We start from the raw sequence: 26034 nt of genomic DNA, 5'->3' as shown, positions 1-26034 counted from the left end.
CCACCCCCTTCAGAAGGAGAGTCCCGCCATGACCACCACCCTCGAGCCCAGCACCCAGGTCGTCGCCAACCCCGGCCACGGCGAGTCCTTCACCGAGCACATGATCAGCATGGAGTGGAACGAGCAGGACGGCTGGTCCACCCCGGAGCTGACCTCCCTTCAGAACCTCTCCATCCACCCCGGCATGATCGGCCTGCACTACGGCCAGGTCGCCTTCGAGGGCCTCAAGGCGCACCGCCGGGCCGACGGCGCGATGGGCGTCTGGCGCTCCGCCGACCACGCCCTGCGGTTCCAGCGCTCCTGCGCCCGGCTGGCCATGCCGGAACTCCCGGCGGACGTCTTCGTCTCGGTGATCGACCAGCTGATCAACGCCGACCAGGGCAGCCTCTCCGACGACCCGTCGCACAGCATCTACCTGCGGCCGATGATGTTCGGCACCGACACCTCGCTGATGCTGCGGCCCTCCCGCACGTACCGCTTCCTGCTGATGGCCTTCGTCGCGGGCGGCTTCTTCGGCGAGAACACCGAGTCGGTCTCGGTCTTCGTCAGCCACGACTACGTCCGGGCCTTCCCGGGCGGCACCGGCAACGTGAAGATCGCGGGCAACTACGCCCCGTCCTTCCTGGCCCAGCGCGAGGCGGAGGCGGCCGGCTGCCAGCAGGTGGTCTGGCTGGACGCGGTGGAGCGGCGCTACCTGGAGGAGATGGGCGGGATGAACATGTTCCTGGTCCGCGGCCAGGGCGCCGACGCCCAGGTGATCACCCCTCAGCTCACCGGCACCCTGCTCCCCGGCGTCACCCGTAACACCATCCTGACCCTGGCCGAGCAGCTCGGGCACCGGGTCGGCGAGGAGCGGATCACCCTGGAGCAGTGGCGCCGCGAGTGCGCCGACGGCACCATCTCGGAGGTCTTCGCCTGCGGCACCGCCGCCGTGGTCACCCCGGTCGGCCGGGTCCGCGACCGGGACGGCGACTGGACCATCGGCAACGGCGCCCCGGGCCCGGTCACCCGCTCCCTCCGCACCGCCCTCACCGACCTGCACCACGGCCTCGCCGCCGACCCCCAGGGCTGGCTGCACCCCACCCGCTGACGACCCGAAAACGGGTGGGCCGGGAAAACGGGTGGGCCGGGGCATGCCCCGGCCCACCCGTTTTAGTTCGGACACCACCTTGAGCAGAAAATTCCGGAACTGCACACGTCATGCACATTCTTCACCTGATCAGGCGAGCGGACGGGCGGTCCGGGGCTTCCGGACACCCTGACGATCTAGTGTCGTCAGTGACCGGGGAGAAGGGTCGGCGCTGCTGCCGACATCATCAACCCCGGTCTCTTCACGCATATTTGACGACCTGTCAGGACGACAGGCGGTCGCTGTGACCATATGAAGGAGACCCGGCAGATGTCCGTCGACGCAAGCCTGGAGAGCACCCAGGCCCAGGAGAAGCAGCTGAGCCTCGGCACAGCCGCTGCGCGCAATCTCGCCACCACGACCAAGTCCGCCCCGCAGATGCAGGAGATCACCTCCCGCTGGCTGCTCAAGGTACTTCCCTGGGTGCAGACCGCCGGTGGGGCCTACCGGGTCAACCGCCGCCTGACGTACACGGTCGGCGACGGCCGGATCGACTTCGTGAAGACCGGCTCCGAGGTCCGGGTCATCCCGGCCGAGCTGGGTGAGCTGGCGCTGCTGCGCGGCTTCGACGACCCGGACGTGCTGCTTGCGCTGGCCGGCCGGTGCGTCCAGCGCGAGTTCCGAGCCGGTGAGGTGCTGGCCGAGCTCGGCGAGCCGATCGACCAGCTGCACCTGCTGGCCCACGGCAAGGTCAGCCGGGCCGGTCTGGACGCGTACGACGCGCCCACCCAGCTCGGTGTGCTGGCCGACGGCGACCGGTTCGGCGAGCAGAGCCTGACCGACGACACCGCGCTGTGGGACTACACCGTCAAGGCCGTCACCAACGGCACCGTCCTCTCGCTCTCCCGCGCCGACTTCCAGACCATCCTGGACGCCTCGCCCGCCCTCCAGGCGCACGTGCAGGAGTTCCTGACCCTCCCCCAGCAGCGGCAGAACGAGCTGGGCGAGGCGGAGATCGCCCTCTCGGCCGGCCACTGGGGCGAGGTCCAGCTGCCCGGGACCTTCGTCGACTACGACGCCGCGCCGCGCGAGTACGAGCTGAGCGTCGCGCAGACCGTGCTCCGGGTGCACACCCGGGTCGCCGACCTGTACAACCAGCCGATGAACCAGACCGAGCACCAGCTCCGGCTGACCGTCGAGGCGCTGCGCGAGCGCCAGGAACACGAGCTCATCAACAACCCCGAGTTCGGCCTGCTGAACAACACCGACTTCAAGCAGCGCCTGCAGACCCACTCGGGCCCGCCCACCCCGGACGACCTGGACGAGCTGCTCAGCCGCCGCCGGGACACCGACTTCCTGCTGGCCCACCCGCGCACCATCGCCGCCATCGGTCGGGAGTTCAACTCCCGTGGCCTGTACCCGGACCACGTGGACCTGCACGGCTCCAAGGTGCCGTCCTGGCGCGGCGTGCCGATCCTGCCCTGCAACAAGATCCCGGTCAGCAAGGACCGGACCAGCTCGATCATCGCGATGCGGACCGGCGAGGACAACCAGGGTGTGATCGGCCTGCACCAGACCGGTATCCCGGACGAGTACCAGCCGAGCCTGTCGGTCCGCTTCATGGGCATCGACGAGAAGGCGATCATCTCCTACCTGGTCACCGCCTACTACTCCGCCGCCGTCCTGGTGCCGGACGCGCTGGGTGTGCTGGAGAACGTCCAGATCGCCAACGGACGCGACTAGTCCATCGGTTGAGCAGGTATCGGGCGGTCCGGCCGCGTGGCCGGGCCGCCCGGTGCCATGACCCACGAAAGGCTTGGCACACCGATGGCGCCGCAACCCTTCCAACTGCCGGACTTCTACATGCCGTACCCGGCCCGGCTGAACCCCCATCTGGAGAGCGCCCGCGAGCACTCCAAGGCCTGGGCCCGCGAGATGGTGATGATCGAGGGCTCCGGGATCTGGGACGAGGACGACTTCGACCGGCACGACTACGCGCTGCTCTGCTCGTACACCCACCCGGACTGTGACGCCGCCGAGTTGGCACTGATCACCGACTGGTACGTCTGGGTGTTCTTCTTCGACGACCACTTCCTGGACATCTTCAAGCGCAGCGGCGACCTGGTCGGCGGCAAGGCCTATCTGGACCGGCTGCCCGCCTACATGCCGCTGGACGACAGCCGGGGCTATCCGGAGCCGACCAACGCGGTCGAGGCCGGTCTGGCCGACCTCTGGGCCCGGTCCGTGCCGGCCATGTCGATGGACTGGCGGGAACGTTTCGCCGTGGCCACCAAGGCGCTGCTGGACGAGTCCATGTGGGAGCTCGCCAACATCAACGAGGGCCGGGTCTCCAACCCGATCGAGTACATCGCGATGCGCCGCAAGGTCGGCGGCGCGCCGTGGTCGGCCGGTCTGGTGGAGCATGCGGCGGGCGCCGAGGTGCCGGCCGTGATCGCCGCCAGTCGCCCGATGGAGGTGCTGCGGGACAGCTTCTCGGACGGGGTGCACCTGCGCAACGACCTGTTCTCCTACCAGCGCGAGGTCGAGGGCGAGGGTGAACTCTCCAACGGCATCCTGGTGCTGGAGAGGTTCCTGAACTGCTCCACCCAGGAGGCCGCCGAGCGGGTCAACGATCTCCTGACCTCCCGGCTCCAGCAGTTCGAGCACACCGCGCTGACCGAAGTCCCGATGCTCCTGATCGAGAACGGGCTGGACGCCAAGGCCGCCGCCGACGTCTTCGCCTACGTCAAGGGGCTGCAGGACTGGCAGTCCGGCGGCCACGAGTGGCACCTGCGCTCCAGCCGGTACATGAACGAGGCCGCCAACGCCGGGTCCGCGCTGCCCGGCTTCCTGAGCGGGCCTTCCGGGCTCGGCACCTCGGCCGTCCGGCTGTTCGGCTCGGTCGCCCGGACCATGCCGGCCCGGCTGCGCAGCTTCACCCGGACACCGTTCGAGCAGGTCGGCCCGAGCGAACTGCCGGACTTCTACATGCCGTTCAAGAACGCCCTGAGCCCGCACCTGGACCGGGCCAGGGAGAACGTGGTCGGCTGGGCGCACCGGATGGGCCTGCTGGACCTGGTCCCCGGCGTGCCCGGATCCGGGCTGTGGACGGAGGAGAAGCTGCGCGCGTACGACTTCGCACTCTGCTCGGCCGGTATCCACCCGGACGCCACCCTCGAACAGCTGGACCTGACCACGGCCTGGCTGACCTGGGGCACCTGGGGCGACGACCTCTACCCGCTGGTCTACGGCCGCACCGGCGACATGACCGGCGCCAAGCACCTGCACCAGCGGATGCTCGGCCTGATGCCGGTCGAGGGTGCCCCGGCGATCACCCCGCTGCACCCGATCGAGATCTCGCTGGCCGACCTGTGGCAGCGGACGGCGGGCCCGATGCCGGTCGAGTCCCGCCGGGCCTTCCGGGGCGCGGTCGAGCGGATGCTGGAGAGCTGGCTCTGGGAGCTGGCGAACCAGATCCAGAACCACATCCCGGACCCGGTGGACTACATCGAGATGCGCCGGCAGACCTTCGGCTCGGACCTCACCATGGCACTGGCCCGGCTGGCCCGGGGCAACAGCATCCCGCCCGAGGTGTTCGCCTCCACCCCGATCGTCGAGCTGGAGGCCGCGGCCGCCGACTACGCCGCGATGATGAACGACGTCTTCTCCTACCAGAAGGAGATCCAGTTCGAGGGTGAGCTGCACAACGCGGTACTGGTGGTGCAGAACTTCCTCGACTGCGACCGGCACCAGGCGCTGGACATCGTGAGCGACCTGATGACCAGCCGGATGAAGCAGTTCGAGCACCTGACAGAGATCGAACTCCCGGCACTCCTCGACGAGTTCAACCTCGAAGCGGAGGCCAGGCGGGAGCTGGAGGGTTACGTCCAGGAGCTCCGGCACTGGCTGTACGGAATCCTGGTCTGGCACTCCGAGTGCGACCGTTACAACGAGGCCGCGCTGCTGCGGCACTTCGCCCCGACCACCACCCCGGTCCGGCAGCCGCTCGGCGGACCGACCGGTCTTGGTACGTCGGCCGCGAGAGTGCTGGAGCTGATCGGCGGCAGCTGATCGTGATCCGGGGTCCGGGTGCTCGCACCCGGACCCCTTCTTCGGTACACCGTCCAATTCGTGAAGTCATCACACTGGCTGACGATCGGTTAGCCCTTTCGAGGTATTCAGTGCCCAACTGGAGAACCTATCCACCCGGTCGCTCGGTGATCATCCACGTGAGCGACAACTCCCCTTCGACAGCGCGCCGATGGCTCTGGCGAGCCGTCACGGTCGCGGGCGCGACCGCGCTCTGCTCCGCTCTGGCCGGGGCCGCTCCCAGCGCCCCGCAGGACCACGGGCACCCTCCCGGCAACGCCTACGGGTGGTGCGTACGGGTCGAGTTGGGCCTCGCACCGGTCTCGGTCGAGGTCACGGCCGAGTTCGCACTCGGCAACGGCAACGGCGGTGGCAAGGGGAACGGTCACGACCACTGGCCCTTGCCGTGGCCGCCGCACCACCACCCGTGCCCGCCGAAGCCCACGCCTACCCCTTCGCCTACGCCGAAGCCCACGCCTACCCCTTCGCCTACGCCGAAGCCCACGCCCAAGCCGTCCCCGTCGGCGACCCCCAAGCCCTCGCCGACCCCGTCTCCCACACCGCCGCCGCCATCGCCCGCCGCCCCCAAGCCGAAGGTGACGCCGCGTCCGACCCCGTCGCCGACGCCGACCCGAGCGGTGATCCCACCCCCGGTGGCCACCCCGACTCCGACGCCCACCCCCACCGTGACGCCACCACGTCCCGTACCCGCACCTGCCGTAACGTTCCGCCGCCCGGCCCGGGTGGCGGCCGTCGAGCCGCCCAAGCGGACCAGCATGCCGACGACCAGGACCGTGCTGCTGGTGACCGTCCCGGCCGTGCTCGCGGCCGGCGCCCTTCGGCCACGCGGCCGCTCGTCCGGCGGCGGCCGTGGCCGGTCCTGAACTCCCGCTCCCGGCAAGCCCCCTGAACGAACCTCCCCTTCACCGGAAAACCGAATTGGAGCTCTCTCATGTCTGAGTGGGTGGCACTCCTCATCGCCATGGTCGCGGTCTGCGCCGTGGTGCTGGCGGTCGTCGTACTACGACAACGTCGGGTCGGTGAGGACGACGACCCGTCGGAGACGCCGGACGTCATCGAGTACATGACCATGATGATCGGCGTGGTCTACGCGATCGTCCTGGGTCTCGCCATCGCCGGCGTCTGGGAGGGCATGGGGGCGGCGCAGGCCGACACCCTCCGCGAGGCCCAGGCCCTGCACGAGGTGAGCGCCCGGGCCGAGGTGCTCCCGCCCGACGCCCGCGACAAGGTCCGCAGCCAGGTCGACGCCTACGTCTCGTACGTGGTCGACACCGAGTGGTCCTACATGTCGACGAACGAGGAACTCTCCCCCAAGGGCACCGAGTTGCTCGACCAGCTGCGCCGCACGGTGACCGAGAGGGCCCCGGAGAACGAGCTGGAGAACCAGGCCTACCAGCCGATGCTCGAGCGCATCGCCACCGCCGACGAGGCCCGCAACTCCCGTGGCCAGAGCGTCGGCCCGACCATGCCGGGCGTGGTCTGGTTCGGCCTGCTGACCGGCGGTGCGGTCACCGTCGGCATGCTCTTCGCCCTCCAGATCCGCCGCTCCACCCGCGAGTTGCTGCTGGCCGCCGCCTTCTCCGCCCTGATCGCCTTCCTGCTCTTCCTGATCTGGGACTTCGACAACCCCTACGGCCGGGGCATCTCGGTCACCGCCCAACCCTTCCTCGACCTCTTCCCCAACCTCAGCTGACCCACCAGCGCGCACCCAGGGCCCCGCCGGAGCAACCCGGCGGGGCCCTGGCACGTACCTCCCGGTCCGTCACAGGAAGCGCCACCAGTCCTCGCGCCCGTTGCACCGAGGATCCGGGCGGACCCGGGCGAGGTAGATCCGGTCCACTTCACCCACCACGGAACGGAGTTCGCGGGCGGACCGCGAGGGCAACGCACGGAGTGCCTGTTCGAGCAGAGCCCGGCTCATCCCGAGGTCGTCGTCCTCGCAGATCATGTGGAAGGCCTGTTCGCTGTGCTCGAAAGGCTCGTGCTGGGGGGATCTTCGGACGAAGCGTTCCCACTCCTCCAGTGCGGCCGCGATACCGCCGGGCCGGTCGCGCGCCAACTCGAACGCGGCGACCGCCCGTTGCGCGGTTCCCGAGAGGCCGGGCACCACCCGGCGCGGATGGTAGTCGCCCGCGCGAGGCTCCCGGGCGAGGCCCGCGCGGACGCGGGCGGGCGGCTTACGCGCCATGGGCCTTTCGTCGACTGTTCATGCCGGCATTCTGTCCACCCGCTCCGCTCGTCGGCCACTGAATTTCCGGGCGGTGTCAGTGCGGCGGTACAGGATGCCGCCATGACGATCACCAACCAGCAGGTGGCTGCGCACCCGTTCCTACGCGGGCTCTACCGGGACGACTACTACCCGGACCACGTGCTCGACCTGGGCAAGGCGATCCTGCTGCGGCTGTGCGAGCGGATCGAAGCGGAGCGGCCGGCTGACCTGCCCGCGCTGTACCTGCTCACCGGAGCCGCGACCGAGGAGTTCAACGCGCTGGAGGCCGAGTTCGAGGCGGCGGACAGCGAGATCGAGACGGTGGCCCGGGAGGAGATCGGCGGGGACTTCTGGTTCGTGGCCAACGCCTACGGATTCACGGACGCGGACGCGGAGGAGCTGATCTCCGGCCGGAACTGGTGACACCGGGCATCGGACTCCCCACCCAGAACCAGATCCTCACCCGCGAAGAGCACGAACACATCCGCCGCCCCCGAGCGAGGCACCGACAGGCGCTGCGGGTGCCTCGGTGGGGCCCGGGTAGGCTGCCGGGTGCCCCTTCCGACCTGCGTGTTCCCTGATGAGGAGTCCGTGTTGAGCAGCGTCCTGCCCGTTCTGCCGCCCGGGCCGCCGATTGTGGTGGCGGGGATCGGGGCCGACGGCTGGGCCGGGCTCGGGGAACAGGCCAGGGCGGCGTTGCGGGCGGCCCGGGTGGTGCTCGGTGGGCCGCGCCAACTCGAGTTGCTGCCTGCCGAGGTGACGGCGGTCCGGATCGCCTGGCCCACGCCGCTGCGGCCCGCCGTCCCCGGGTTGCTGGCCGAGCATGCCGGGCAGGGCCTGGCGGTGCTGGCCAGCGGCGACCCGATGTTCTTCGGGATCGGCCGGGCCCTCGCCGAGGTGGCAGGCGCCGAACGGCTGAACGTCCTGCCGCATCCCTCCTCCCTCTCGTACGCCTGCGCCCGGCTGGGCTGGCCGCTGGAGTCCACCGAGGTGGTCAGCCTGGTCGGCCGGCCGCTGGAGACGCTGAACCTGGCGCTGAACCCCGGCCGTCGCGTCCTGGTGCTCAGTGCGGACGCCGCCACCCCCGCCGCCGTCGCCGGTCTGCTGGCCCGTCAGGGCTGGGGCGCGTCCCGGCTCCGCGTACTCGAACAGCTCGGCGGCCCTGCTGAGCACCAGCTGACAGGCACCGCCGCCGACTGGCCGCACCCACCCGGCGACCCGCTCAACGTGATCGCCCTGGACTGCGCCGAGGACGGACCCCGCAGCTCCGTCGTGCCCGGCCTGCCCGACGACGCCTACGAGTCGGACGGCCAGCTGACCAAGCGTCACGTCCGGGCCGCCACCCTGGCCACCCTCGCCCCGGCACCCGGCGAACTGCTCTGGGACATCGGCGGCGGCTCCGGCTCGATCGCGATCGAGTGGCTACGCGCACACCGCGACTGTCAGGCCGTCAGCGTCGAACGCTCCCCGGTACGGGCCGAGCGGATCACCCGCAACGCCGCCGCCCTCGGCGTGCCCCGGCTCCAGGTGGTCACCGGCCCCGCGCCCTCCGCGCTGGACGGCCTGCCGACCCCGGACGCGATCTTCGTCGGCGGCGGCCTCACCGCCCCCGGCCTGCTGGACGCCTGCTGGGCAGCGCTCCCGCCGGGCGGACGGCTGGTCGCCAACACCGTGACGCTGGAGTCCGAGGCGCTGCTCACCGAGTGGTACCGACGGCACGGCGGCGAACTGCTCCGGCTGGCGGTGTCGCACGCCGTCCCGGTCGGCGGCTTCACCGGCTGGCGCCAGGCGATGCCGGTCACCCAGTGGTCGGTGGTCAAGGAAAGGACCAACACGGAATGACCGTCTACTTCATCGGCGCGGGCCCCGGCGCCGCCGACCTGATCACCCTGCGCGGCCAGCGCCGGATCGCCGCCAGCCCGGTCTGCCTGTACGCGGGCAGCCTGGTACCGCGCGAGCTGCTCGCCGAGTGCCCGCCCGACGCCCGGCTGGTCGACACCGCCGACCTGAACCTCGATCAGATCGTCGCCGAACTGGTCCGCGCCCACCAGGCCGGCCAGGACGTGGCCCGGCTGCACTCCGGCGACCCCTCCGTGTTCAGCGCGGTCGCCGAGCAGATGCGACGCCTCGACGCGGCGGGCGTCCCGTACGAGGTGATCCCCGGCGTCCCCGCCTTCGCCGCTGCCGCGGCCGCGCTCAAGCGCGAACTGACCGTCCCGACGGTGGGTCAGACCGTCATCCTCACCCGGGTCTCCCGCCAGGCCACCCCGATGCCCGAGGGCGAGGACCTGGCCACCCTGGGGCGCAGCGGCGCCCTGCTGGTGCTGCACCTGGCGACCCGCTACGTGGAGAGCGTGGTCGAGGAGCTCCTCCCGCACTACGGCGCGGACTGCCCGGCCGCCGTGGTCGCGATGGCCAGCCGCCCGGACGAGCTGGTGCTGCGCGGCACCCTCGGCGACATCGCGGGCCAGGTCAAGGAGGCGGGCGTACTCCGCACCGCCGTCATCCTGGTCGGCCGCACCCTGGGCGCCTCGCAGTTCCCCGACAGCCACCTCTACTCGGCGGACCGCGACCGCGACCACGTCTGCGAGTCAACTTTGACCCGGCCGTGAAGGCCGGGCTTGGAGGTAGGGCGCGACTGGCTGTCGCGTGGCCTCCTCCGTCTGAGCACCCGTGCGGGTGCTGGGACGCGTGACTCACGCCCCGCAGTCCACACCACGCCGCCCCTGCGGGCGATGTTGCGGGACGCGTTGTGGTCCGCGTGCATGACCGTCCCGCAGGACCGGCACGCGAAGGTTGCCTGATCGACGCGGTTCTTCCGCTCGATGTGATGGCACTCGGAGCACTGCTGGCTGGTGTATGCCGGGTCGACGTACACCAGCGGCACCCCGGCGCGCTTGGCCTTGTACGCGATGTACTGGCCGAGTTGCTGGAAGCTCCACGAGTGCAAGGATGTCCGCTGTGTCTTTCGGAGCCGTACCCGGGTGCGGATGCCCGTTAGGTCTTCCAGGGCGATACCGGAGCCGGTGCGTTCAGCGGCGGTGACGATGGTCTTGGAGACGATGTGGTTGACGTTGGCGCTGTGCCGGGCTTCCTTCCGGGAGCGCTTCTTGAGGAGACGCTTCGCGGACTTGGTGCCCTTGGCCTGAAGCTTCTGCCGCAGGTCGAGCTGCCGGTTGCGATATCGGTTCAGGCCCCGGCTGGCGGCCCGGTATCCGGCGGACGTGGTGGCGATGTTGACGATCCCCAGGTCCACACCGACGAACCCAGCCGGGTTCTCGTTCAGCGGGGCCTCGGGCACGTCGCAGGTAGCGACCAGGTAGAACACGCCGTTACGTTCGATGAGGTCGGACTCACCCTTGCGGTGCTTGCGGAGCATCTTTAGCGCCTCCGGCGAGCAGGCGAACCGAACGCCTTTGAGTCGCCCGGCGATGGTCCAGATCGACACCGTCCCGGCGTCCAACTGCCAGGAGAGACACCGGTCGTCATAGGGCTGTGCGGCCTCCGGGCGGAACATGATCGGCTTGGACTCCACCTTGCCCCGGCGCTTCGAGCCCGGCTTGCCCAAATTCCCGGCCCGCAGGTTGGCCTTCAACGTCGTATAAGCGTCACATGTCTTCTTGATCGTGTGCTGGGCCGCCTGGGCCCCCAGCCCTCGCGCCTTCAACTCGGCGTAGGTGTGCTTACGCAACTCGTACTCACGCGGAACGCCGCGCTCGAACGCCACGGACGAAACCCCGTTCGCCGCGTCGTTGACCGTACGCAGGGTGCGCTCCAGCACCATCGCCTGTTCGGGCGGCGGCAGGAGTTTCACCCGCGTCACGATCTTCACGCGGAGAACGTAACAGTCCGCACTGACAACGCCCGGACAGGGCAACGAAGATGACTCCGTCGCTCCGCGCCTACGAGTGAAGGATGCGATTCCTCCTGAGCGTGAACGCCCGGGGTTCCTCGCAAGAGTCCACTGCAAGCCCGGTCAATCCTCCCAGTCGGGGTGCTCACGGGTCGCCCAGGCTCGGTCCACGCTGCCGGTGCGCATGCCGCGTCGGGCCTCCGGGTCCTTGACGGCCAGCCAGATGTGACCGGTGACCGCGATCGCCACGGCCACCGCGAGCCAGTCGTGGACGAAGGTGGCGCCGGTGCGCCAGAGCAGCGGGGCGAGGTGGGTGAACCACATCAGCAGCCCGGTGCCGAGCATCACCAGCACCGCCCCGGCCGTGAACGCCGCGTACAGCTTCTGGCCCGCGTTGAACTTGCCCGCCGGGCGACGGTACGAGCGCTGCCGCACCGCCCGCAGCCAGTCCCGGTCGATCGCCGTGAAGCGGTTCAGCCGGGTCAGGTCGGCGCGCAGCGCGTGGGAGACCAGGCCGAGCAGCAGCGGCACCGGCAGCAGCAGGCCGGACCACTCGTGCACCAGCACCACCAGCCGCCGTCGGCCGACCAGTTGGGACAGCGGTGGGTAGTACAGGAAGGCCGCCGTCACCAGGCAGCTCAGCATCAGCGCGGCGGTCGCCCGGTGCACCCGCCGCTGCGCCGGTCCGAACCGGGGGACGCGCTCGGTCTCAGGTGGTCGGGGCATCATCACGTCCGTTCGACTTGCCGACCCAGGCGTCGACGTCGTAGCCGAGCCGCTCCCAGTAGCCGGGCTCGACGGCGGAGGTCACGGTGATCCCCGAGAGCCACTTCGCCGACTTGTAGAAGTACATCGGTGCCACGTACAGCCGGACCGGGCCGCCGTGGTCGTGGCTCACCGGGGCGTCCTGCATCCGCAGCGCCACCAGGACGTCGTCCCGGCGGGCCTGATCGAGCGTCAGGCTCTCGGTGTACGCGCCGTCGAAACAGCTGAACCGTACGGCGGTGGCCTCCGCCCGGACCCCGGCGGCGTCCAGCAGGTCCGCCAGCCGGACACCCTCGAAGGGGGTGGCGGGCACCCGCCAGCCGGTCACGCACTGCACGTCGCGGACGATCCGTCGCTGCGGCAGTGCCTGCAGCTCGGGCAGCCGGTAGCTCGCCGGACGGTCCACCAGGCCGTCCACGGTCAGGGTGTAGTCGGCCGCCGTCCGGGGCCGCACCGAGCTGACCACCGAGTAGTACCGGAAGCCGCCACCCCCGGGCAGCAGGCCGGTCAGCCCGGTCGGGTCCTTGCTGGTCACGGCCTCCACGCCGCGCTGCAGGTAGGGCCCGGCGGCGACCCCCGCCACCCCCAGCCCCAGCATGGCGAGCACCACCCGCCGCCCGACCGGCGCACCTCGGCCCGATGTCCCACGGTCATCCGTCACACAGTGATTCGACCAGCCCCAGCCGCCCTTGGCCAGAGCCGACAACCGGACGTCAGACTCTCGTCATCTCTCCCGAACGCCTGGGTGCCCGAACGACGAGCCCCGAACCGGCGGCCGGCCGGTCAGCCCGCAGTGCCGACCGGCAGGAGGGCCGGGCGGCGGGCGGTGCGACCGTCACCGGAGGAGCGGCCGCGGATGCGGCGGGCGAGCCAGGGGCCGAGGAAGGCGCCGGCCCAGCGGAGTTCGGCGGCGGTGGCCCGCAGGGCTCCGGGCACGGGCTGCGGGGGCAGCCCCCGGGTCCAGCCGTCGTCGCTGCCGGGGAGGCCGAGGGCATCGGCCACGGCGTCGGCGATCCGCTGGTGGCCGAGCGGGGAGGCGTGCAGGCGGTCGGTGCTCCACATCCGAGGGTCGGTGGAGGCCTCCGGCAGGGCGGTCTCGGCCACCACGACGCCGTGCCGGGCGGCGGCGGCCCGGATGTGGTCGTTCAGCTCCAGGACCCGGGGGCGCAGCGGCTTGGCCAGCCTGACGATCCGTCCGACGTCGGGGAAGGTCACGGTGGCGACCTGCGCCCCCGCCCCGGTGAGGGCGGCGAACATCTCCTCCAGCTCGCCCGCCACCCGTGCCGGGTCGAAACCGGGCCGGAGCAGGTCGTTGACCCCGGCTACCACGGTGGCCAGGTCGGGGCGGAGCGCGAGCGCGGGGCCGAGCTGTTCGGCCCGGACCTGCCCGGCGAGCCGGCCCCGGACGGCCAGGTTGGCGTACTGCACGGCGGGGTCGGCGGCGGCCAGCTGCTCGGCCAGCCGGTCCGCCCAGCCACGCAGACCGACGGTGTCGTCCCCGTCGCCGACGCCCTCGGTCTGGCTGTCGCCGAGGGCGACGTAGCGGAGGTAGGTACGGGGTCGGGGGTCAGGCGTGTTCGGCACGGTTCTCCTGTCGCGCTCTGAGGACGGCCGCGATGCGCAGGCACCAGTCCCGGGTCTCCTGTTCGAACGCCACGCCGCGCAGACAGGTCAGGTACGGCCCGATCCGCTCGCCGTGACGCAGGTACTCGTCCTCCTCCGCGCCGCCGCGCAGCGTCCGGAGCAGCTCGGTCAGGAACTCGACCTTGCCCTTGGACACCTCCGCCCGTTCCTCCAGCTGCGCGATCACCGCTGCGGTGCCGATCAGGTCGGCGGCCTGCACCTTCACCATCAGGTCGTCCCGGATGAACGAGGGCTTCGCCACCGTCTCCGCGAACGCCTCCAGTTCGGCCCGGCCGGCCTCGGTGACCCGGAAGAGGCGCTTGTTCGGCCGCCCCTCCTGGAGCACCTGACGGCCTGACAGCAGACCCTCCTTCTCCAGCTTGGCCAGCTCGGCGTAGAGCTGCTGGGGCAGCGCGTGCCAGAAGTTGGCCACACCGATGTCGAACGCCTTCGCCAGCTGGTAGCCGCTGTACTCGCCGTCCAGCAGCGCGGCCAGTACGGCGTGTCGCAGCGCCATCTCCGTCGCCCCTTCCCTTCCGAGGTCCGCGGCTGCATCATACTCAAGAAAGTGACTAGTCAGATTGATGACTATCGAGGAGGACCCGTGAGGTCGACCGCCGACCGCTTCCGCACCGCCGTCGAGAAGGGCGAACACGCCGCCCTGGAAGACCTGTTCAGCGAGGACATCCGCTTCTACAGCCCGGTGAAGTTCACCCCGTTCGAGGGCCGCCCACTGGTACTCGGGCTCTTCGGTGTCCTGCTGCGCACCTTCGAGGACTTCCGCTACCTGGGCGAGTTCGAGGGCACCACCGAGACCACCGGCGGTGGACCCGCCGCCCCCGCCGTGATCCTGCCGTTCCGCACCACGGTCGACGGCCGGCAGATCCACGGCATCGACCAGCTCCAGTTCGACGCGGACGGCCGGATCAACGAGTTCACCGTCATGGTCCGACCCCTGACGGCCGTTCAGACCCTCTCCGAGGCAGTCCTGCGCGGTCTGGTCGCCGACGGCCTGATCCCCGCCCCGTTCCCCGAGCGGTAGCCGCCGACGGCGCTCAGGCCCGGCCCACGATGACCCCGGCCCGGTCGATGCAGATCACGTCGACGGCGACCGGAGCGCCGCGCAGCACGTCGAGCGCGGTGGCCCGGGCCCCCGCCGCGACCAGGTCGCCGAGCGGGACACCGGCGGCGGAGCAGAGTTGGATCGCCTCCAGCGCGGTGTTCGCCTCCGCCACCGCCGCCGTCAGCTCCACGGAGGCGCCGCCCTGCCGGGCGAGCGAGGCGAGGAAACCCTTGTCGACCTGGGAACGGGCCGAGTGCAGGTCGAGGTGCCCGGCCGCGAGCTTGGAGAGCTTGGCGAAGCCGCCCGCGATGGTGAGGCGGTCGACCGGGTGGCGCTTGACGTACTTGAGCACCGCTCCCGCGAAGTCGCCCATGTCGAGCAGGGCGTCCTCCGGCAGGCCGTGCACCGCGACGGCGACCTTCTCCGAGGTGGAGCCGGTGCACCCGGCGACATGGGTACGGCCGGCCGCCCGGGCGACGTCCACGCCGCGCCGGATGCTGTCGATCCAGGCCGAGCAGGAGTACGGCACCACGATGCCGGTGGTCCCCAGGATGGAGAGTCCGCCGAGGATGCCGAGCCGGGGGTTCCAGGTGGAGCGGGCGATCTCCTCGCCGTGGTCGACCGAGATCTCCACCTCGACGTCCCCGGCGCCGCCGTGCCGGCCGGCCACCTCGGCGATGTGATCACGCATCAGCTGTCGGGGCACCGGGTTGATGGCAGGCTCGCCGACCGGGATCGGCAGTCCGGCCTTGGTGACCGTGCCGACGCCGGGACCGGCCCGGAACACCACGCCGCTGCCGGGCGGGCCGAGCCGTACGGTGGAGCGGATCAGGGCCCCGTGCGTGACGTCCGGATCGTCCCCGGCATCCTTGACCACTGCGGCCATCGCCCGGCCCTCGGCGAGCAGCTCGGCCGCCAGCGCGAAGGCGGGCTGCTGCCCCTTGGGCAGCGTGATGGTCACCGGGTCGGGGAACTCGCCGGTCAGCAGGGCGGTGTAGGCCGCCGTGGTGGCGGCGGTCGCGCAGGCGCCGGTGGTCCAGCCGTGCCGGAGGCCGCTGCTCTTCAGCTGTCCGGCCCGGCCTCCCGTAGTCTCACCAGCCACGTACGTCCCCTGGAGTTCCGTTGCACATCCTGATCCTCGGCGGCACCACCGAAGCCCGCGAACTCGCTGCCGCGCTCGCCGACCGTACCGGGCCGGTCGGTCCAAGGGTCACCAGTTCGCTCGCCGGGCGGGTGGCACAGCCCAGGCTGCCCGAGGGCCAGGTCCGGGTCGGCGGCTTCGGCGGGCCCGCCGGACTGGCGGCGTGGCTGCGGGCCGAGGCGGTGGATGCGGTCATCGACGCCACCCATCCCTTCGCCAGTGCCATCAGTCGGAACGCGGCCGAGGCGGCCGCCGAGGTCCATGTTCCCCTGTTGGCTCTGCGTCGTCCCAGCTGGGTACCGGTTTCCGGGGACCGCTGGCACCCGGTCGGCTCCCTGGACGAGGCGGCCGCGCTGCTGCCGACGCTCGGCGGCCGGATCTTCCTGACCACCGGGCGCCAGGGCCTGGCCGCCTTCGCCGCCCTCGACGGCCTGTTCTTCCTGGCCCGCTCGGTGGACGCGCCCGAGCCGCCGATGCCCGCGCACACCGAAGTACTGCTCGACCGAGGTCCGTTCACCCTGGACGGCGAGCGAGCGGTGCTCCGCGAGCACCGGATCGACGTCCTGGTCACCAAGGACAGCGGCGGCGCGGCCACCGCCCCCAAGCTCACCGCCGCCCGCGAACTCGGACTGCCGGTCGTGGTGGTGAGCCGTCCGGAGCCGCCGGCGGGCGTGCCGACGGTCCCGGACGTCCTGTCAGCCCTGGGCTGGCTCGCGCAGCTGTGAGAGCGCCGTCTCCAACGCCTGCTCGGCCGGCACCGCGATCTCCGGGACGACGCCGACGCCCTCCCAGTTGGTCTTGGTGATCGGGTTGATCGAGCGGGCGGTCGGCACCGTCACGGCGATGTGCGGGGTGAGCGCGAACCGGTCGGTGGGGTGGGCGCCGCCCCGGGTGGTCTCGCCGATCAGGGTGGCGCGCTTGTTGGCCTGCAGGTTGTAGGCCAACTCCTCGCCGCCGGAGAAGGTGAAGGCGGCGGTCAGCACGGTCACCGGGCGGCCCAGGTAGCGCGGCGCCGGGAGGTGCGGGTAGGTCCAGAACTGCCGGGTGGAGTCGGTCTCCCGGTCGTAGATGTCGTTCAGGTGCACCTCGTCGTCGGCGAAGAAGAAACTGCACCAGAGCGCGACGCCGTTCGGCGAGCCACCCCGGCAGGTGCGCAGGTCGATCACCAGGCCGTCGGTGTGCGCGACCAGCTGCATGGCGGCGCCGATCGCCTGGTAGGCCGCGTCGGCGTCCGGGATGAACCGCAGGTCGAGGTAGCCGATGTTGCCGTCGAGGTGCTCGACCCCGGCGATACCGAAGTTGCCCTTGCGGTAGTACTCCGCCCAGCGCTCCTTCTCCTCCTCCGGCGAGTCCTCCTTCTCGACCGGCACCGCCTCGTCGCTCCAGAGCAGCCGCAGGTGCTTGTCCGGCCGGACCTCCTGGAGGTGCGCGGTCACGGCCGCGCACAGCTCGGGCCCGCCCAGACCGTCGTACTCGCCCTTCGCCGCTCGCCCGCGCAGCGCGTCCTCGATCCCGGAGGTCAGCTCGGGGAAGACGTACCGGTCGTTGATCTTGGTCAGGGCGGCGTCGAGAATCTTGATGTTTGAAGTCACGGGCGCGAATGTTACGGATCTTCACGTGGTCTGACGAACCATTAACCACGCCGCTAGAGTGCCGCCGGGGGAAGGACACTCATGACACCTCGGCGCCGCTGGCCCGCTCTGCTCGTACTCGCCGCGCTGCTCGCCCTGGGGGCGTACGCCTGGGGCGTGGTGGAGCACTACTCGGGCGGCCGGGCGCTGGTCGCTGACGCGCTGTACCGGCCGGCGATCACGTTCTTCCCGGCGATCGCCCTGCTGGTAGTGACGGTGGCCGCCCGGACCACCAGGGGCCGAACCGTCGCTGGGCTGCTGGCCGCGACCACCCTGCTCTACGCCATCGGCGCCGTACTCGTGGCAGGGACCGCCCCGGTCTCCCCGGTGACGTCCCGTCAGCCCAACCCCGCCGTGCCGGACCGGGTGCTCGTGGTGACCCACCACGGCAACCTCGGCTCGGAGTCCGAGTCCCAGTCCTGGACGATCACCGTGGAGACCGGCACCGGTTGGTCCCTCCGCCGTTGGCAGGTCGACGACTTCCGGGAAGGGTTCCCGGGCCACGGCAGCTTCGAGTCCGCAGCCTGGAGCGGCCCGGACCGGATCACCGTCCGCAAAGACAACGGCACCTGGACCCACACCCTCCCACTCCCCTGAGCCCGGGGCCGCGTCCATGGACGCGGCCCCGGGGTCACGCCTCCGGGTAGCGGCGCGGAGTCCAGACCACCTCGGTGCCGTTGTCCCGGGCCACCGCCTGGGTCTGCGAGGAGCCGATCAGCAGGATGGTCCGCATGTCGACCTCCGCCGGGTCCAGCTCGCCGAGCTTCACCGTGCGGACCCGCTCGGTCGGGCCGCCGACGTCACGGGCCATCACCACCGGGGTGTCGGCGGCGCGGTGCTCCAGCAGCAGGTCGCGGGCCAGCCCGACCTGGGTGGTGCGGGACTGCGAGCCGGGGTTGTAGAGCGCCAGCACCAGGTCGGCCTGCGCGGCGGCGCGCAGCCGGGCCGCCACCACCTCCCAGGGCTTGAGCCGGTCGGAGAGCGAGACCACGGCGTAGTCGTGGCCGAGCGGGGCGCCGGCCCGGGAGGCGGCGGCGTGCGCGGCCGTCATACCGGGGACGATCCGCACCGGCACCGAACGGTACGGGTCGGCGCAGGCCGCCTCGAGCACGGCGGTGGCCATCGCGAAGACGCCCGGGTCACCGGAGGAGACCACCGCGACCCGGTGACCCCGCCGGGCCAGGTCGAGGGCGAACTCGGCGCGCTCGGCCTCCACCTTGTTGTCCGAACCGTGCCGCATCTGCCCGGCCCGGACCGGCACCCGGTCGATGTACGTGGTGTAGCCCACCAGGTCGGTGGCGGCGGCGAGTTCACCGCGCGCCTCGGGCGTCAGCCAGAGCGGTCCGGCCGGTCCGGTGCCGATCACCACCACCTCGCCGGGGCCGTCGTACGCAGGCGCCGAAGCACCGGCCGCGACCCGACTGGGCAGCACGGCGACCGAGAAGTACGGCACCGAGGCGGGGTCCACCTCCGCCAGCGGCGCGGTGCGCTCGCCCGGCATGGTGGCCCGCTCGACGTAGTGCGCCTCGGCCAGCCGGCCCGAGCGCTCCAGCGCCCGGCGCACGGTCGGGAAGGTCCGGCCGAGCTTCATCACCACGGCCGAGTCGGCGGAGGCCAGACGGGCCGTCAGCTCCTCCTCCGGCAAAGTGCCGGGCAGGATGGTGAGCACCTCCTCGGCCTCCACCAGCGCCTTGCCCAGCCGGGCGGCCGCAGCGCTGACCGAGGTCACCCCGGGCACCACCTCGGTCGGGTAGCGGTGCGCGAGGCGCTTGTGCATGTGCTGGTACGAGCCGTAGAACAGCGGATCGCCCTCGGCCAGCACCACCACCGTGCGGCCCGCGTCCAGGTGCGCGGCCAGCCGGTCGGCGGCCTGCTCGTAGAACTCGTCCAGCGCGCCCCGGTAGCCGCCCGGGTGGTCGGTGGTCTCGACCGTGATCGGGTAGACCAGCTTCTCCTCGACCACGCCCTCGCGGAAGTACGGCGCCGCGATCGAGCGGGCGATCGAACGCCCGTGCCGGGCGCTGTGGTACGCCACCACGTCGGCCTCGCCGATCAGCCGGGCGCTCTTGACGGTCACCAGCTCCGGGTCGCCGGGGCCGAGCCCGACGCCGTACAGCCTGCCGGTCGTACGTTCCGTCATTCGACTTCGCTCGCAATCGCGTTGATCGCCGCGGCGGCTATCGCGCTGCCACCGCGACGGCCCCGCACCACCAGGTGCTCCAGGCCGGACGGGTGCGCGGCCAGCGCCTCCTTGGACTCGGCCGCGCCGATGAAACCGACCGGGACGCCGATCACGGCCGCCGGACGGGGAGCCCCGGCCTCGATCATCTCCAGCAGCCGGAACAGCGAGGTCGGGGCGTTGCCGACGGCGACCACCGCGCCCTCCAGGTGCGGCAGCCAGAGCTCCATCGCGGCGGCGCTGCGGGTGTTGCCCATCTCCTTGGCCAACCCGGGCACCGACGGGTCGGACAGCGTGCAGATCACCTGGTTGTCGGCGGGCAGCCGCTTGCGGGTGACTCCGCTGGCGACCATCGACACGTCGCACAGGATCGGCGCCCCGGCCCGCAGCGCGGCCCGCGCGTCGGCGACCACCCCGGGCGAGTACAGCACGTCCTGCACCAGGTCGGTCATCCCGCAGGCGTGGATCATCCGCACCACGACCTGGGAGACGTCGGCCGGCAGGTGGGCCAGCTCGGCCTCGGCCCGAATGGTGGCAAAGGACTCGCGGTAGATGGCCGCGCCGTCCTTCTCGTACTCGATCACGTGGTCCTCCGGGCCTCGGCTACCGCCTCGGCCATCTGCTCCGTTGTCAGGTCCTGCGAAGTCTGTCCGTCACCACGCCGTCCGTCAGCGTGATGCACCGTCACCCGGTAGCCCTGCCCAGTGGCCAGCACGTCCACCCACTGGCCCGCCGGGCGCCCGCAGCGCCGCTCGCAGCCGGACCAGTGCACCGGCAGTCCGGGTACGCCGTCCTCGAGCGCCCCCGCCGCGTCCGCCCGTACGTCGGCGAGCGACTTGGCGCAGCCCGGCGCCCCGGTGCAGGCGGTGGCCCGTTCCCAGGGCGAGCCCGGGGCAGTGCGCAGTCCGGGCAGCTCAAGAACGCCGGCGCCGGGGAGCACCACGCTGCGCCAGGGCGTGATCCGCAGCTCAGGCGCGGCACCGGCGAGCTGTCGAAGCTGACCGGCAGTCAGCCGCCCGAACCGGGTGCCGACCACCAGGCCGCCCACGAACGGGCCGGGCTCCGGCGGGGCGCAGGTCAGGGCGGGCAGCGGTTCGGCGCCGGGGTCGAGCAGCTCGGGGGCGTCCCGGACGAACCAGGCTTTGGTCCCTCCTAGCGCGGCGAGGAACTCCTCGGCAGCGCCGAGCGCCGCCGACGCCTCGTCACCCGGCGCCACCCACCGGGCGGTGACGGCCCGCCCGAGCCGCAGCAGCCCACCGCCGCCGGGCGTTGCGATCAATGTCACATCGGCGTCCAGCGCCGCGACGTCACCACGTCCGTCGTCCAGCGCGAACAGGAAGAGCCCGGCCAGGCCCGCCGCGAGCGGACTCGCACACAGCAGCCGGTCCAGCTCCCGGACCCAGCCCCGGACGTCGGCGTACCCGGCACCGTCCAGGCCGGACAGCGGGGAGGCGACGATGTTGCGGACCCGTTCATGGGTCTCCGACGGCAGCAGCCCGGCCGCCCGCAGCGCGGCGCCCAGTTCGGGGCCCGAGTCGGCGGGCAGGCCGCGCAGTTGGACGTTCCCACGCGAGGTCAGCTCCAGCGCGCCGTCACCCAGCCGCTCGGCCAGCTCGGCCAGCACCAGCGCCTGACGGTCCGTCAGCACCCCGCCGGGCAGCCGGACCCGGGCCAGCGCGCCGTCGTCGGCCGTATGCAGACGGAGCGCCCCCGGGCAGGCGTCGCCACCCGCCCGGTCGGACGGACCGGGACGTGGTTCGGCAGCGGCTGGCGTGGGTGGCATGGCGGCGAGCATACCGACGATCAGGCGGTTTGCCGCTGTCCGGTGCATCACGTAGCCCTGGTCCATTCCCGGACCGCACCCCGTACGATGCTCACCGGACGGGCCTCGCGGTCCGGCCACCGCCAGCGACGGCAAAGTGGAGGAAACCGGTGCGAACCCGGTGCGGTCCCGCCACTGTGACCACGGCTCAGCCGTGGAAGCCAGGAACTCCTGCCGTCCTCACACTGCCCGGGGCGCGGACCTCGAGGAAGGCTTCACCATGCGCTGTTCCTCGCGGTTCCTGCCTCCGTCCCGGGGCGTCGTCACGGCCGGGAGGGCCCTCGCATGATCCTGCTCCTCTCCACCTCAGACACCGACCTGCTGAGCGCTCGCGCTGCGGCCGGACCGGTCCCGTACCGGCTGGGAAACCCGGCCAGGCTCGGCGTCGAGGACCTGCCCGAACTGCTGGACGGCACCGAGCTGGTGGTGGTCCGGCTGCTCGGCGGCCGCCGGGCCTGGCAGGAGGGCCTGGACGCGCTGCTCGCCGGGCCGCGCCCGGTGATCGTGCTGACGGGTGAACAGGCCCCGGACGCCCAGCTGATGGAGCTCTCCACCGTCCCGGCCGGCCTGGCCGCCGAGGCGCACGCCTACCTCGCGCACGGCGGCCCGGCCAACCTGGCCGAGCTCGGCGCCTTCCTCTCCGACACCGTGCTGCTCACCGGCCACGGCTTCGAGCCGCCCGCCTCCGCCCCCGCCTGGGGTCCGCTGGAGCGTCCGGCCGCCGAGAACGACGGCCCGCTGGTCACGGTGCTCTACTACCGCGCCCACCACATGAGCGGGAACACCGCCTTCGTCGAGACGCTCTGCCGGGCGATCGAGGACCAGGGCGCCCGGGCCCGCGCCTTCTACTGCGCCTCGCTGCGCGGCGCCGAGCCCGAGCTGCTGGCCGAGCTCGGCCAGGCCGACGCGCTGGTCACCACCGTCCTCGCGGCGGGCGGCACCCGCCCGGCCGACGCGCAGGCCGGTGGCGACGAGGAGGCCTGGGACGCCGGTGCGCTGGCCGCGCTGGACCGCCCGATCCTCCAGGCGCTCTGCCTGACCTGGTCCCGCGCCCAGTGGGAGGCCAGCGACGACGGCCTCTCCCCGCTGGACACCGCCACCCAGATCGCGGTGCCGGAGTTCGACGGCCGGCTGATCACCGTCCCGTTCTCCTTCAAGGAGCTGGACCAGGACGGCCTGACTGTCTACGCCGCCGACCCCGAGCGCGCCGCCCGGGTCGCGGGCATCGCGGTCAAGCACGCCCAGCTGCGTCATGTCCCCGCCGCCGAGCGGCGGTTGGCCCTCGTCCTGTCCGCGTACCCGACCAAGCACGCCCGGGTCGGCAACGCGGTCGGCCTGGACACCCCGGCCTCCGCGATGCGCCTGCTGGCCAGGCTGCGCGCCGAGGGCATGGACATCGGCACCGCCGTCCCCGGCCTGGACCTCGACACCGAGGACGGCCACGAGGGCGACGCACTGATCCACGCCCTGATCGCCGCCGGCGGCTACGACCAGGACTGGCTGACGGAGGACCAGCTCGCCCGCAACCCGGTCCGGATCCCGGCCGCCGACTACCGCCGCTGGTACGCGGACCTCCCCGAGGGCCTGCGCACCAAGGTCGAGGAGCACTGGGGCCCGGCCCCCGGCGAGCTGTACGTGGACCGCTCGCAGAACCCGGACGGCGACATCGTGCTGGCCGGTATCCGCTCCGGCAACCTGCTGGTGCTGATCCAGCCGCCGCGCGGCTTCGGCGAGAACCCGGTGGCGATCTACCACGACCCCGACCTCCCCCCGTCGCACCACTACCTGGCCGCCTACCGCTGGATCCAGGCGACCCAGGAGGACAACGGCTTCGGCGCACACGCCGTGGTGCACCTCGGCAAGCACGGCAACCTGGAGTGGCTGCCCGGCAAGACCGCCGCGCTCTCCGCCGAGTGCGGCCCCGACGCCGTCCTCGGCGATCTCCCCCTGGTCTACCCCTTCCTGGTCAACGACCCGGGCGAGGGCACCCAGGCCAAGCGCCGCGCGCACGCCACCCTGGTCGACCACCTGGTGCCGCCGATGGCCCGGGCCGAGTCGTACGGCGACATCGCCCGGCTGGAGCAGCTGCTCGACGAGCACGCCAACATCGCCGCGATGGACCCGGCCAAACTGCCCGCGATCCGGGCCCAGATCTGGACCCTGATCCAGGCCGCCAAGCTGGACCACGACCTCGGTCTGGACGAGCGCCCCGAGGACGACGGCTTCGACGACTTCCTGCTGCACGTCGACGGCTGGCTGTGCGAGATCAAGGACGCCCAGATCCGGGACGGCCTGCACGTGCTCGGCCAGGCCCCGGCCGGGGTGGACCGGGTCAACATCGTGCTGGCCATCCTGCGGGCCCGGCAGATCTGGGGCGGTGTCAGCGCGCTGCCCGGCCTGCGCGAGGCGCTCGGCCTGGACGAGGCCGCGCTGACCCTGGGCGCGACCGACGCGGCCGAGGCGCAGGCCCGGGCGCTGGTCGAGGCGATGGAGGCCGAGGACTGGGCCCCGTCCGCCGTCGAGAAGGTCTCGGCCGGCCTCCCGGACGCGGTACGTGCCGTCCTCGACTTCGCCGCCCGCGAGGTGGTGCCCCGACTCGCTGCCACCACCGACGAGTTGGACGCCGTACTGCACGCACTGGGTGGCGGCTTCGTCCCGGCGGGCCCGTCCGGCTCGCCGCTGCGCGGTCTGGTGAACGTGCTGCCGACCGGCCGCAACTTCTACTCGGTCGACCCGAAGGCCGTCCCCTCCAAGCTCGCCTGGGAGACCGGGCAGGCGTTGGCACAGTCCCTGGTGGACCGTTACCAGGCCGACAACGACGGCCAGTTCCCGCCCTCGGTCGGTCTCTCGCTCTGGGGCACCAGCGCGATGCGAACCGCCGGTGACGACATCGCCGAGGCGTTCGCGCTGCTCGGCGTCCGCCCGGTCTGGGACGACGCCTCCCGCCGGGTCACCGGCCTGGAGGCCATCCCGCTCGCCGAGTTGGGCCGCCCGCGGATCGACGTCACGCTGCGGATCTCCGGCTTCTTCCGGGACGCCTTCCCGCACGTGGTCGCGCTCCTCGACGACGCGGTCCGCCTGGCGGCCCGTCAGGAGGAGTCCTCCACCGAGAACTTCGTCCGCGCCCACGTCCAGGCCGACCTGGCCGAGCACGGTGACGAACGCCGGGCCACCACCCGGATCTTCGGCTCCCGCCCGGGCACCTACGGCGCCGGTCTGCTCCAGCTGATCGACAGCCGGGACTGGCGCACCGACGCCGACCTGGCCGAGGTCTACACGGTCTGGGGCGGCTACGCCTACGGCCGCGAGCTGAACGGCCGCCCGGCCCGGGAGGAGATGGAGACCGCGTACAAGCGGATCACCGTCGCCGCCAAGAACACCGACACCCGCGAGCACGACATCGCCGACTCGGACGACTACTTCCAGTACCACGGCGGCATGGTGGCCACCGTGCGTGCTCTCACCGGCAAGGCCCCGACCGCCTACATCGGCGACTCGACCCGCCCGGAGACGGTCCGCACCCGCACCCTCACCGAGGAGGCGGCCCGGGTCTTCCGCGCCCGGGTGGTCAACCCGCGCTGGATGGAGGCGATGCGCCGCCACGGCTACAAGGGCGCCTTCGAGATGGCCGCCACGGTGGACTACCTGTTCGGCTACGACGCCACCACCGGCGTGGTCGCCGACTGGATGTACGAGAAGCTCACCCAGGAGTACGTGCTCGACCCGACCAACCGCGAGTTCCTCAGCGGCGCCAACCCCTGGGCCCTGCACGGCATCAGCGAGCGCCTCCTCGAAGCCGCCGACCGCGGCCTCTGGGCCGAGCCCGACCCTGCCCTGATCGACGCGCTGCGCACCGCCTTCCTGGAGACCGAGGGCGACCTCGAAGGCGACAGCTAGCCACGTCCGCTCGGACGACGGCCCCGCCCGGTAGCTGCCGGGCGGGGCCGCGGTGTTCCGCCGCTCACCCCACCTCGGCCGCCCCCAGACTGTAGAGCGCCTCGCCCATGGGAGAGTCCTCCCCGCTGACGTGGGCGCGGACCGAGGCGAGGTACTCCTCGCGGCTGATCTGTCCGTCGCCGTTGACGTCCAGCACGGAGAACGCGGCCCGGATGTTGCTGACCGGGTTCCCCAGTGCCGTGCGCAGCGTCGTGAACTCCGCCAGGCTCAGCGCACCGTCGCCGTCGGTGTCGGCGAGGTCGAACAGTCCGCCGAGCACCGGCTCGCAGACCGCGTCGAACGCGCGGGCGCCGGCCCAGACCTCGTACTCGTCGAAGGTCATCCCCCCGTCGCCGTTCGCGTCCATCGCCGTCCACGCCCGCTGACCGGCGGTGCGTGCGGCGATGACCAGGGGATCGTCCTTGGTCCGCCCCGTCGCCGCGGCCACCCGCTCGGCACGCGCGAAGTACTCCTCGGCCGAGATGACGCCGTCGCCGTCCGCGTCGAGCATGGCGAAGATGAGTCGCTTCGCAGTGATGTCGTCCATCGAAATTCCTTCGATCAGGTGCACGCATGATCGTGCTGGTCAAGCCTTGTCCAGTACACCCGCGCCCGAGGCACTCACGACTGCTT

24 protein-coding genes and 1 riboswitch are annotated in these 26034 nt (G+C 71.9%); of the genes, 12 read left to right on the top strand and 12 right to left on the bottom strand.

The annotated features are described in order from the left end of the window. Window positions 1-28: 28 nt before the first annotated feature. The 5 genes from ASC99_RS35590 (at window position 29) to ASC99_RS35570 (ending at window position 6872) form a co-directional block, all read left to right on the top strand. Window positions 29-1090: a branched-chain amino acid aminotransferase gene (locus tag ASC99_RS35590; protein ID WP_057239952.1), complete on the top strand. Its 1062-nt coding sequence runs from the start codon at window positions 29-31 to the stop codon at window positions 1088-1090. A 309-nt stretch (window positions 1091-1399) separates the two neighbouring features. Continuing rightward, window positions 1400-2812: a family 2B encapsulin nanocompartment shell protein gene (locus ASC99_RS35585; RefSeq protein ID WP_057240065.1), complete on the top strand. Its 1413-nt coding sequence runs from the start codon at window positions 1400-1402 to the stop codon at window positions 2810-2812. An 84-nt stretch (window positions 2813-2896) separates the two neighbouring features. Beyond that, the gene (locus tag ASC99_RS35580) at window positions 2897-5140 is read left to right on the top strand and encodes a germacradienol/geosmin synthase (protein ID WP_235502935.1); all 2244 of its coding nucleotides are present in this window, start codon (window positions 2897-2899) and stop codon (window positions 5138-5140) included. A 158-nt stretch (window positions 5141-5298) separates the two neighbouring features. Continuing rightward, a complete protein-coding gene (locus ASC99_RS39255) occupies window positions 5299-6042 on the top strand; it encodes a hypothetical protein (RefSeq protein ID WP_157531952.1) in 744 nt (247 codons plus the stop codon). A 68-nt stretch (window positions 6043-6110) separates the two neighbouring features. Beyond that, window positions 6111-6872: a DUF4239 domain-containing protein gene (locus ASC99_RS35570; RefSeq protein ID WP_057239947.1), complete on the top strand. Its 762-nt coding sequence runs from the start codon at window positions 6111-6113 to the stop codon at window positions 6870-6872. Between the two features lie 69 nt (window positions 6873-6941). Here the strand turns inward: ASC99_RS35570 and ASC99_RS35565 are convergent, their stop codons facing one another. After that, window positions 6942-7367, bottom strand: a complete 426-nt coding sequence (locus tag ASC99_RS35565; RefSeq protein ID WP_057239946.1) for a hypothetical protein — start codon at window positions 7365-7367, stop codon at window positions 6942-6944. Window positions 7368-7469: 102 nt separating this feature from the next. Here ASC99_RS35565 and ASC99_RS35560 point away from each other — a divergent pair, with 102 nt between their 5' ends. From ASC99_RS35560 to cobM, 3 genes are all read left to right on the top strand, one after another. After that, entirely contained in the window at window positions 7470-7811 is a 342-nt protein-coding gene (locus ASC99_RS35560; protein ID WP_057239944.1) for a DUF5713 family protein, read from the top strand. 171 nt (window positions 7812-7982) lie between these two features. Then, window positions 7983-9230 (top strand): precorrin-6y C5,15-methyltransferase (decarboxylating) subunit CbiE, encoded by a 1248-nt coding sequence (gene cbiE / locus ASC99_RS35555; protein WP_235502936.1) that lies wholly within the window; start codon window positions 7983-7985, stop codon window positions 9228-9230. After that, entirely contained in the window at window positions 9227-10000 is a 774-nt protein-coding gene (cobM, locus tag ASC99_RS35550; RefSeq protein WP_057239941.1) for a precorrin-4 C(11)-methyltransferase, read from the top strand. The genes cbiE and cobM overlap by 4 nt, the downstream gene beginning before the upstream one ends. Here the strand turns inward: cobM and ASC99_RS35545 are convergent. From ASC99_RS35545 to ASC99_RS35525, 5 genes are all read right to left on the bottom strand, one after another. Further along, window positions 9943-11220 (bottom strand): transposase, encoded by a 1278-nt coding sequence (locus ASC99_RS35545; RefSeq protein WP_235502937.1) that lies wholly within the window; start codon window positions 11218-11220, stop codon window positions 9943-9945. The two genes, cobM and ASC99_RS35545, sit on opposite strands and share 58 nt — an antisense overlap. Window positions 11221-11364: 144 nt before the next feature. Continuing rightward, window positions 11365-11970, bottom strand: coding sequence for a cytochrome b/b6 domain-containing protein (locus ASC99_RS35540; protein ID WP_057239939.1), 606 nt, complete (start codon window positions 11968-11970; stop codon window positions 11365-11367). After that, window positions 11951-12667: a molybdopterin-dependent oxidoreductase gene (locus ASC99_RS35535; RefSeq protein ID WP_057240059.1), complete on the bottom strand. Its 717-nt coding sequence runs from the start codon at window positions 12665-12667 to the stop codon at window positions 11951-11953. The genes ASC99_RS35540 and ASC99_RS35535 overlap by 20 nt, the downstream gene beginning before the upstream one ends. Window positions 12668-12789: 122 nt before the next feature. Continuing rightward, a complete protein-coding gene (locus ASC99_RS35530; protein ID WP_057239938.1) occupies window positions 12790-13590 on the bottom strand; it encodes an SGNH/GDSL hydrolase family protein in 801 nt (266 codons plus the stop codon). Further along, on the bottom strand, window positions 13574-14146 hold the full coding sequence (locus ASC99_RS35525) for a PadR family transcriptional regulator (protein ID WP_057239936.1): 573 nt from the start codon (window positions 14144-14146) through the stop codon (window positions 13574-13576). Before ASC99_RS35525 ends, ASC99_RS35530 begins: the two co-directional genes overlap by 17 nt. 87 nt (window positions 14147-14233) lie before the next feature. On the opposite strand from ASC99_RS35525, the gene ASC99_RS35520 reads away from it, so the two are divergent. Then, on the top strand, window positions 14234-14671 hold the full coding sequence (locus tag ASC99_RS35520) for a nuclear transport factor 2 family protein (RefSeq protein WP_057239934.1): 438 nt from the start codon (window positions 14234-14236) through the stop codon (window positions 14669-14671). 13 nt (window positions 14672-14684) lie between these two features. Here the strand turns inward: ASC99_RS35520 and ASC99_RS35515 are convergent, their stop codons facing one another. Continuing rightward, complete coding sequence (locus ASC99_RS35515; protein ID WP_057239932.1) at window positions 14685-15794, bottom strand: cobalt-precorrin-5B (C(1))-methyltransferase; 1110 nt, start codon at window positions 15792-15794, stop codon at window positions 14685-14687. 20 nt (window positions 15795-15814) lie between these two features. On the opposite strand from ASC99_RS35515, the gene ASC99_RS35510 reads away from it, so the two are divergent. Further along, the gene (locus ASC99_RS35510; RefSeq protein ID WP_057239930.1) at window positions 15815-16558 is read left to right on the top strand and encodes a cobalt-precorrin-6A reductase; all 744 of its coding nucleotides are present in this window, start codon (window positions 15815-15817) and stop codon (window positions 16556-16558) included. Here the strand turns inward: ASC99_RS35510 and ASC99_RS35505 are convergent. Then, window positions 16529-17425, bottom strand: a complete 897-nt coding sequence (locus ASC99_RS35505; RefSeq protein ID WP_057239928.1) for a S41 family peptidase — start codon at window positions 17423-17425, stop codon at window positions 16529-16531. The genes ASC99_RS35510 and ASC99_RS35505 overlap by 30 nt on opposite strands. A gap of 81 nt (window positions 17426-17506) precedes the next feature. On the opposite strand from ASC99_RS35505, the gene ASC99_RS35500 reads away from it, so the two are divergent. Further along, a complete protein-coding gene (locus tag ASC99_RS35500; protein ID WP_057239925.1) occupies window positions 17507-18061 on the top strand; it encodes a hypothetical protein in 555 nt (184 codons plus the stop codon). Between the two features lie 34 nt (window positions 18062-18095). Here ASC99_RS35500 and ASC99_RS35495 read toward each other — a convergent pair whose 3' ends face one another. The 3 genes from ASC99_RS35495 to ASC99_RS35485 are packed head-to-tail and all read right to left on the bottom strand — an operon-like array spanning window position 18096 to window position 21426. Beyond that, window positions 18096-19604, bottom strand: coding sequence for a precorrin-2 C(20)-methyltransferase (locus tag ASC99_RS35495; RefSeq protein ID WP_057239923.1), 1509 nt, complete (start codon window positions 19602-19604; stop codon window positions 18096-18098). Then, on the bottom strand, window positions 19601-20227 hold the full coding sequence (locus ASC99_RS35490; RefSeq protein WP_057239921.1) for a precorrin-8X methylmutase: 627 nt from the start codon (window positions 20225-20227) through the stop codon (window positions 19601-19603). Before ASC99_RS35490 ends, ASC99_RS35495 begins: the two co-directional genes overlap by 4 nt. Then, window positions 20224-21426: a cobalamin biosynthesis protein CobG gene (locus ASC99_RS35485; RefSeq protein WP_235502938.1), complete on the bottom strand. Its 1203-nt coding sequence runs from the start codon at window positions 21424-21426 to the stop codon at window positions 20224-20226. Before ASC99_RS35485 ends, ASC99_RS35490 begins: the two co-directional genes overlap by 4 nt. Before the next feature lie 91 nt (window positions 21427-21517). Beyond that, a riboswitch (cobalamin riboswitch) is annotated at window positions 21518-21659 on the top strand. A 91-nt stretch (window positions 21660-21750) separates the two neighbouring features. Here ASC99_RS35485 and cobN point away from each other — a divergent pair. Then, entirely contained in the window at window positions 21751-25362 is a 3612-nt protein-coding gene (cobN, locus tag ASC99_RS35480) for a cobaltochelatase subunit CobN (protein WP_057239919.1), read from the top strand. Window positions 25363-25426: 64 nt separating this feature from the next. Here the strand turns inward: cobN and ASC99_RS35475 are convergent, their stop codons facing one another. Next, a complete protein-coding gene (locus ASC99_RS35475) occupies window positions 25427-25948 on the bottom strand; it encodes an EF-hand domain-containing protein (protein ID WP_057239918.1) in 522 nt (173 codons plus the stop codon). Between the last annotated feature and the right edge of the window lie 86 nt (window positions 25949-26034).

This window comes from Kitasatospora sp. Root107 (assembly GCF_001424875.1).
Taxonomy (GTDB): domain Bacteria; phylum Actinomycetota; class Actinomycetes; order Streptomycetales; family Streptomycetaceae; genus Kitasatospora.
The sequence above is the reverse complement of the archived record's forward strand: the minus strand, read 5'-3'. Positions and strand labels throughout refer to the sequence as shown.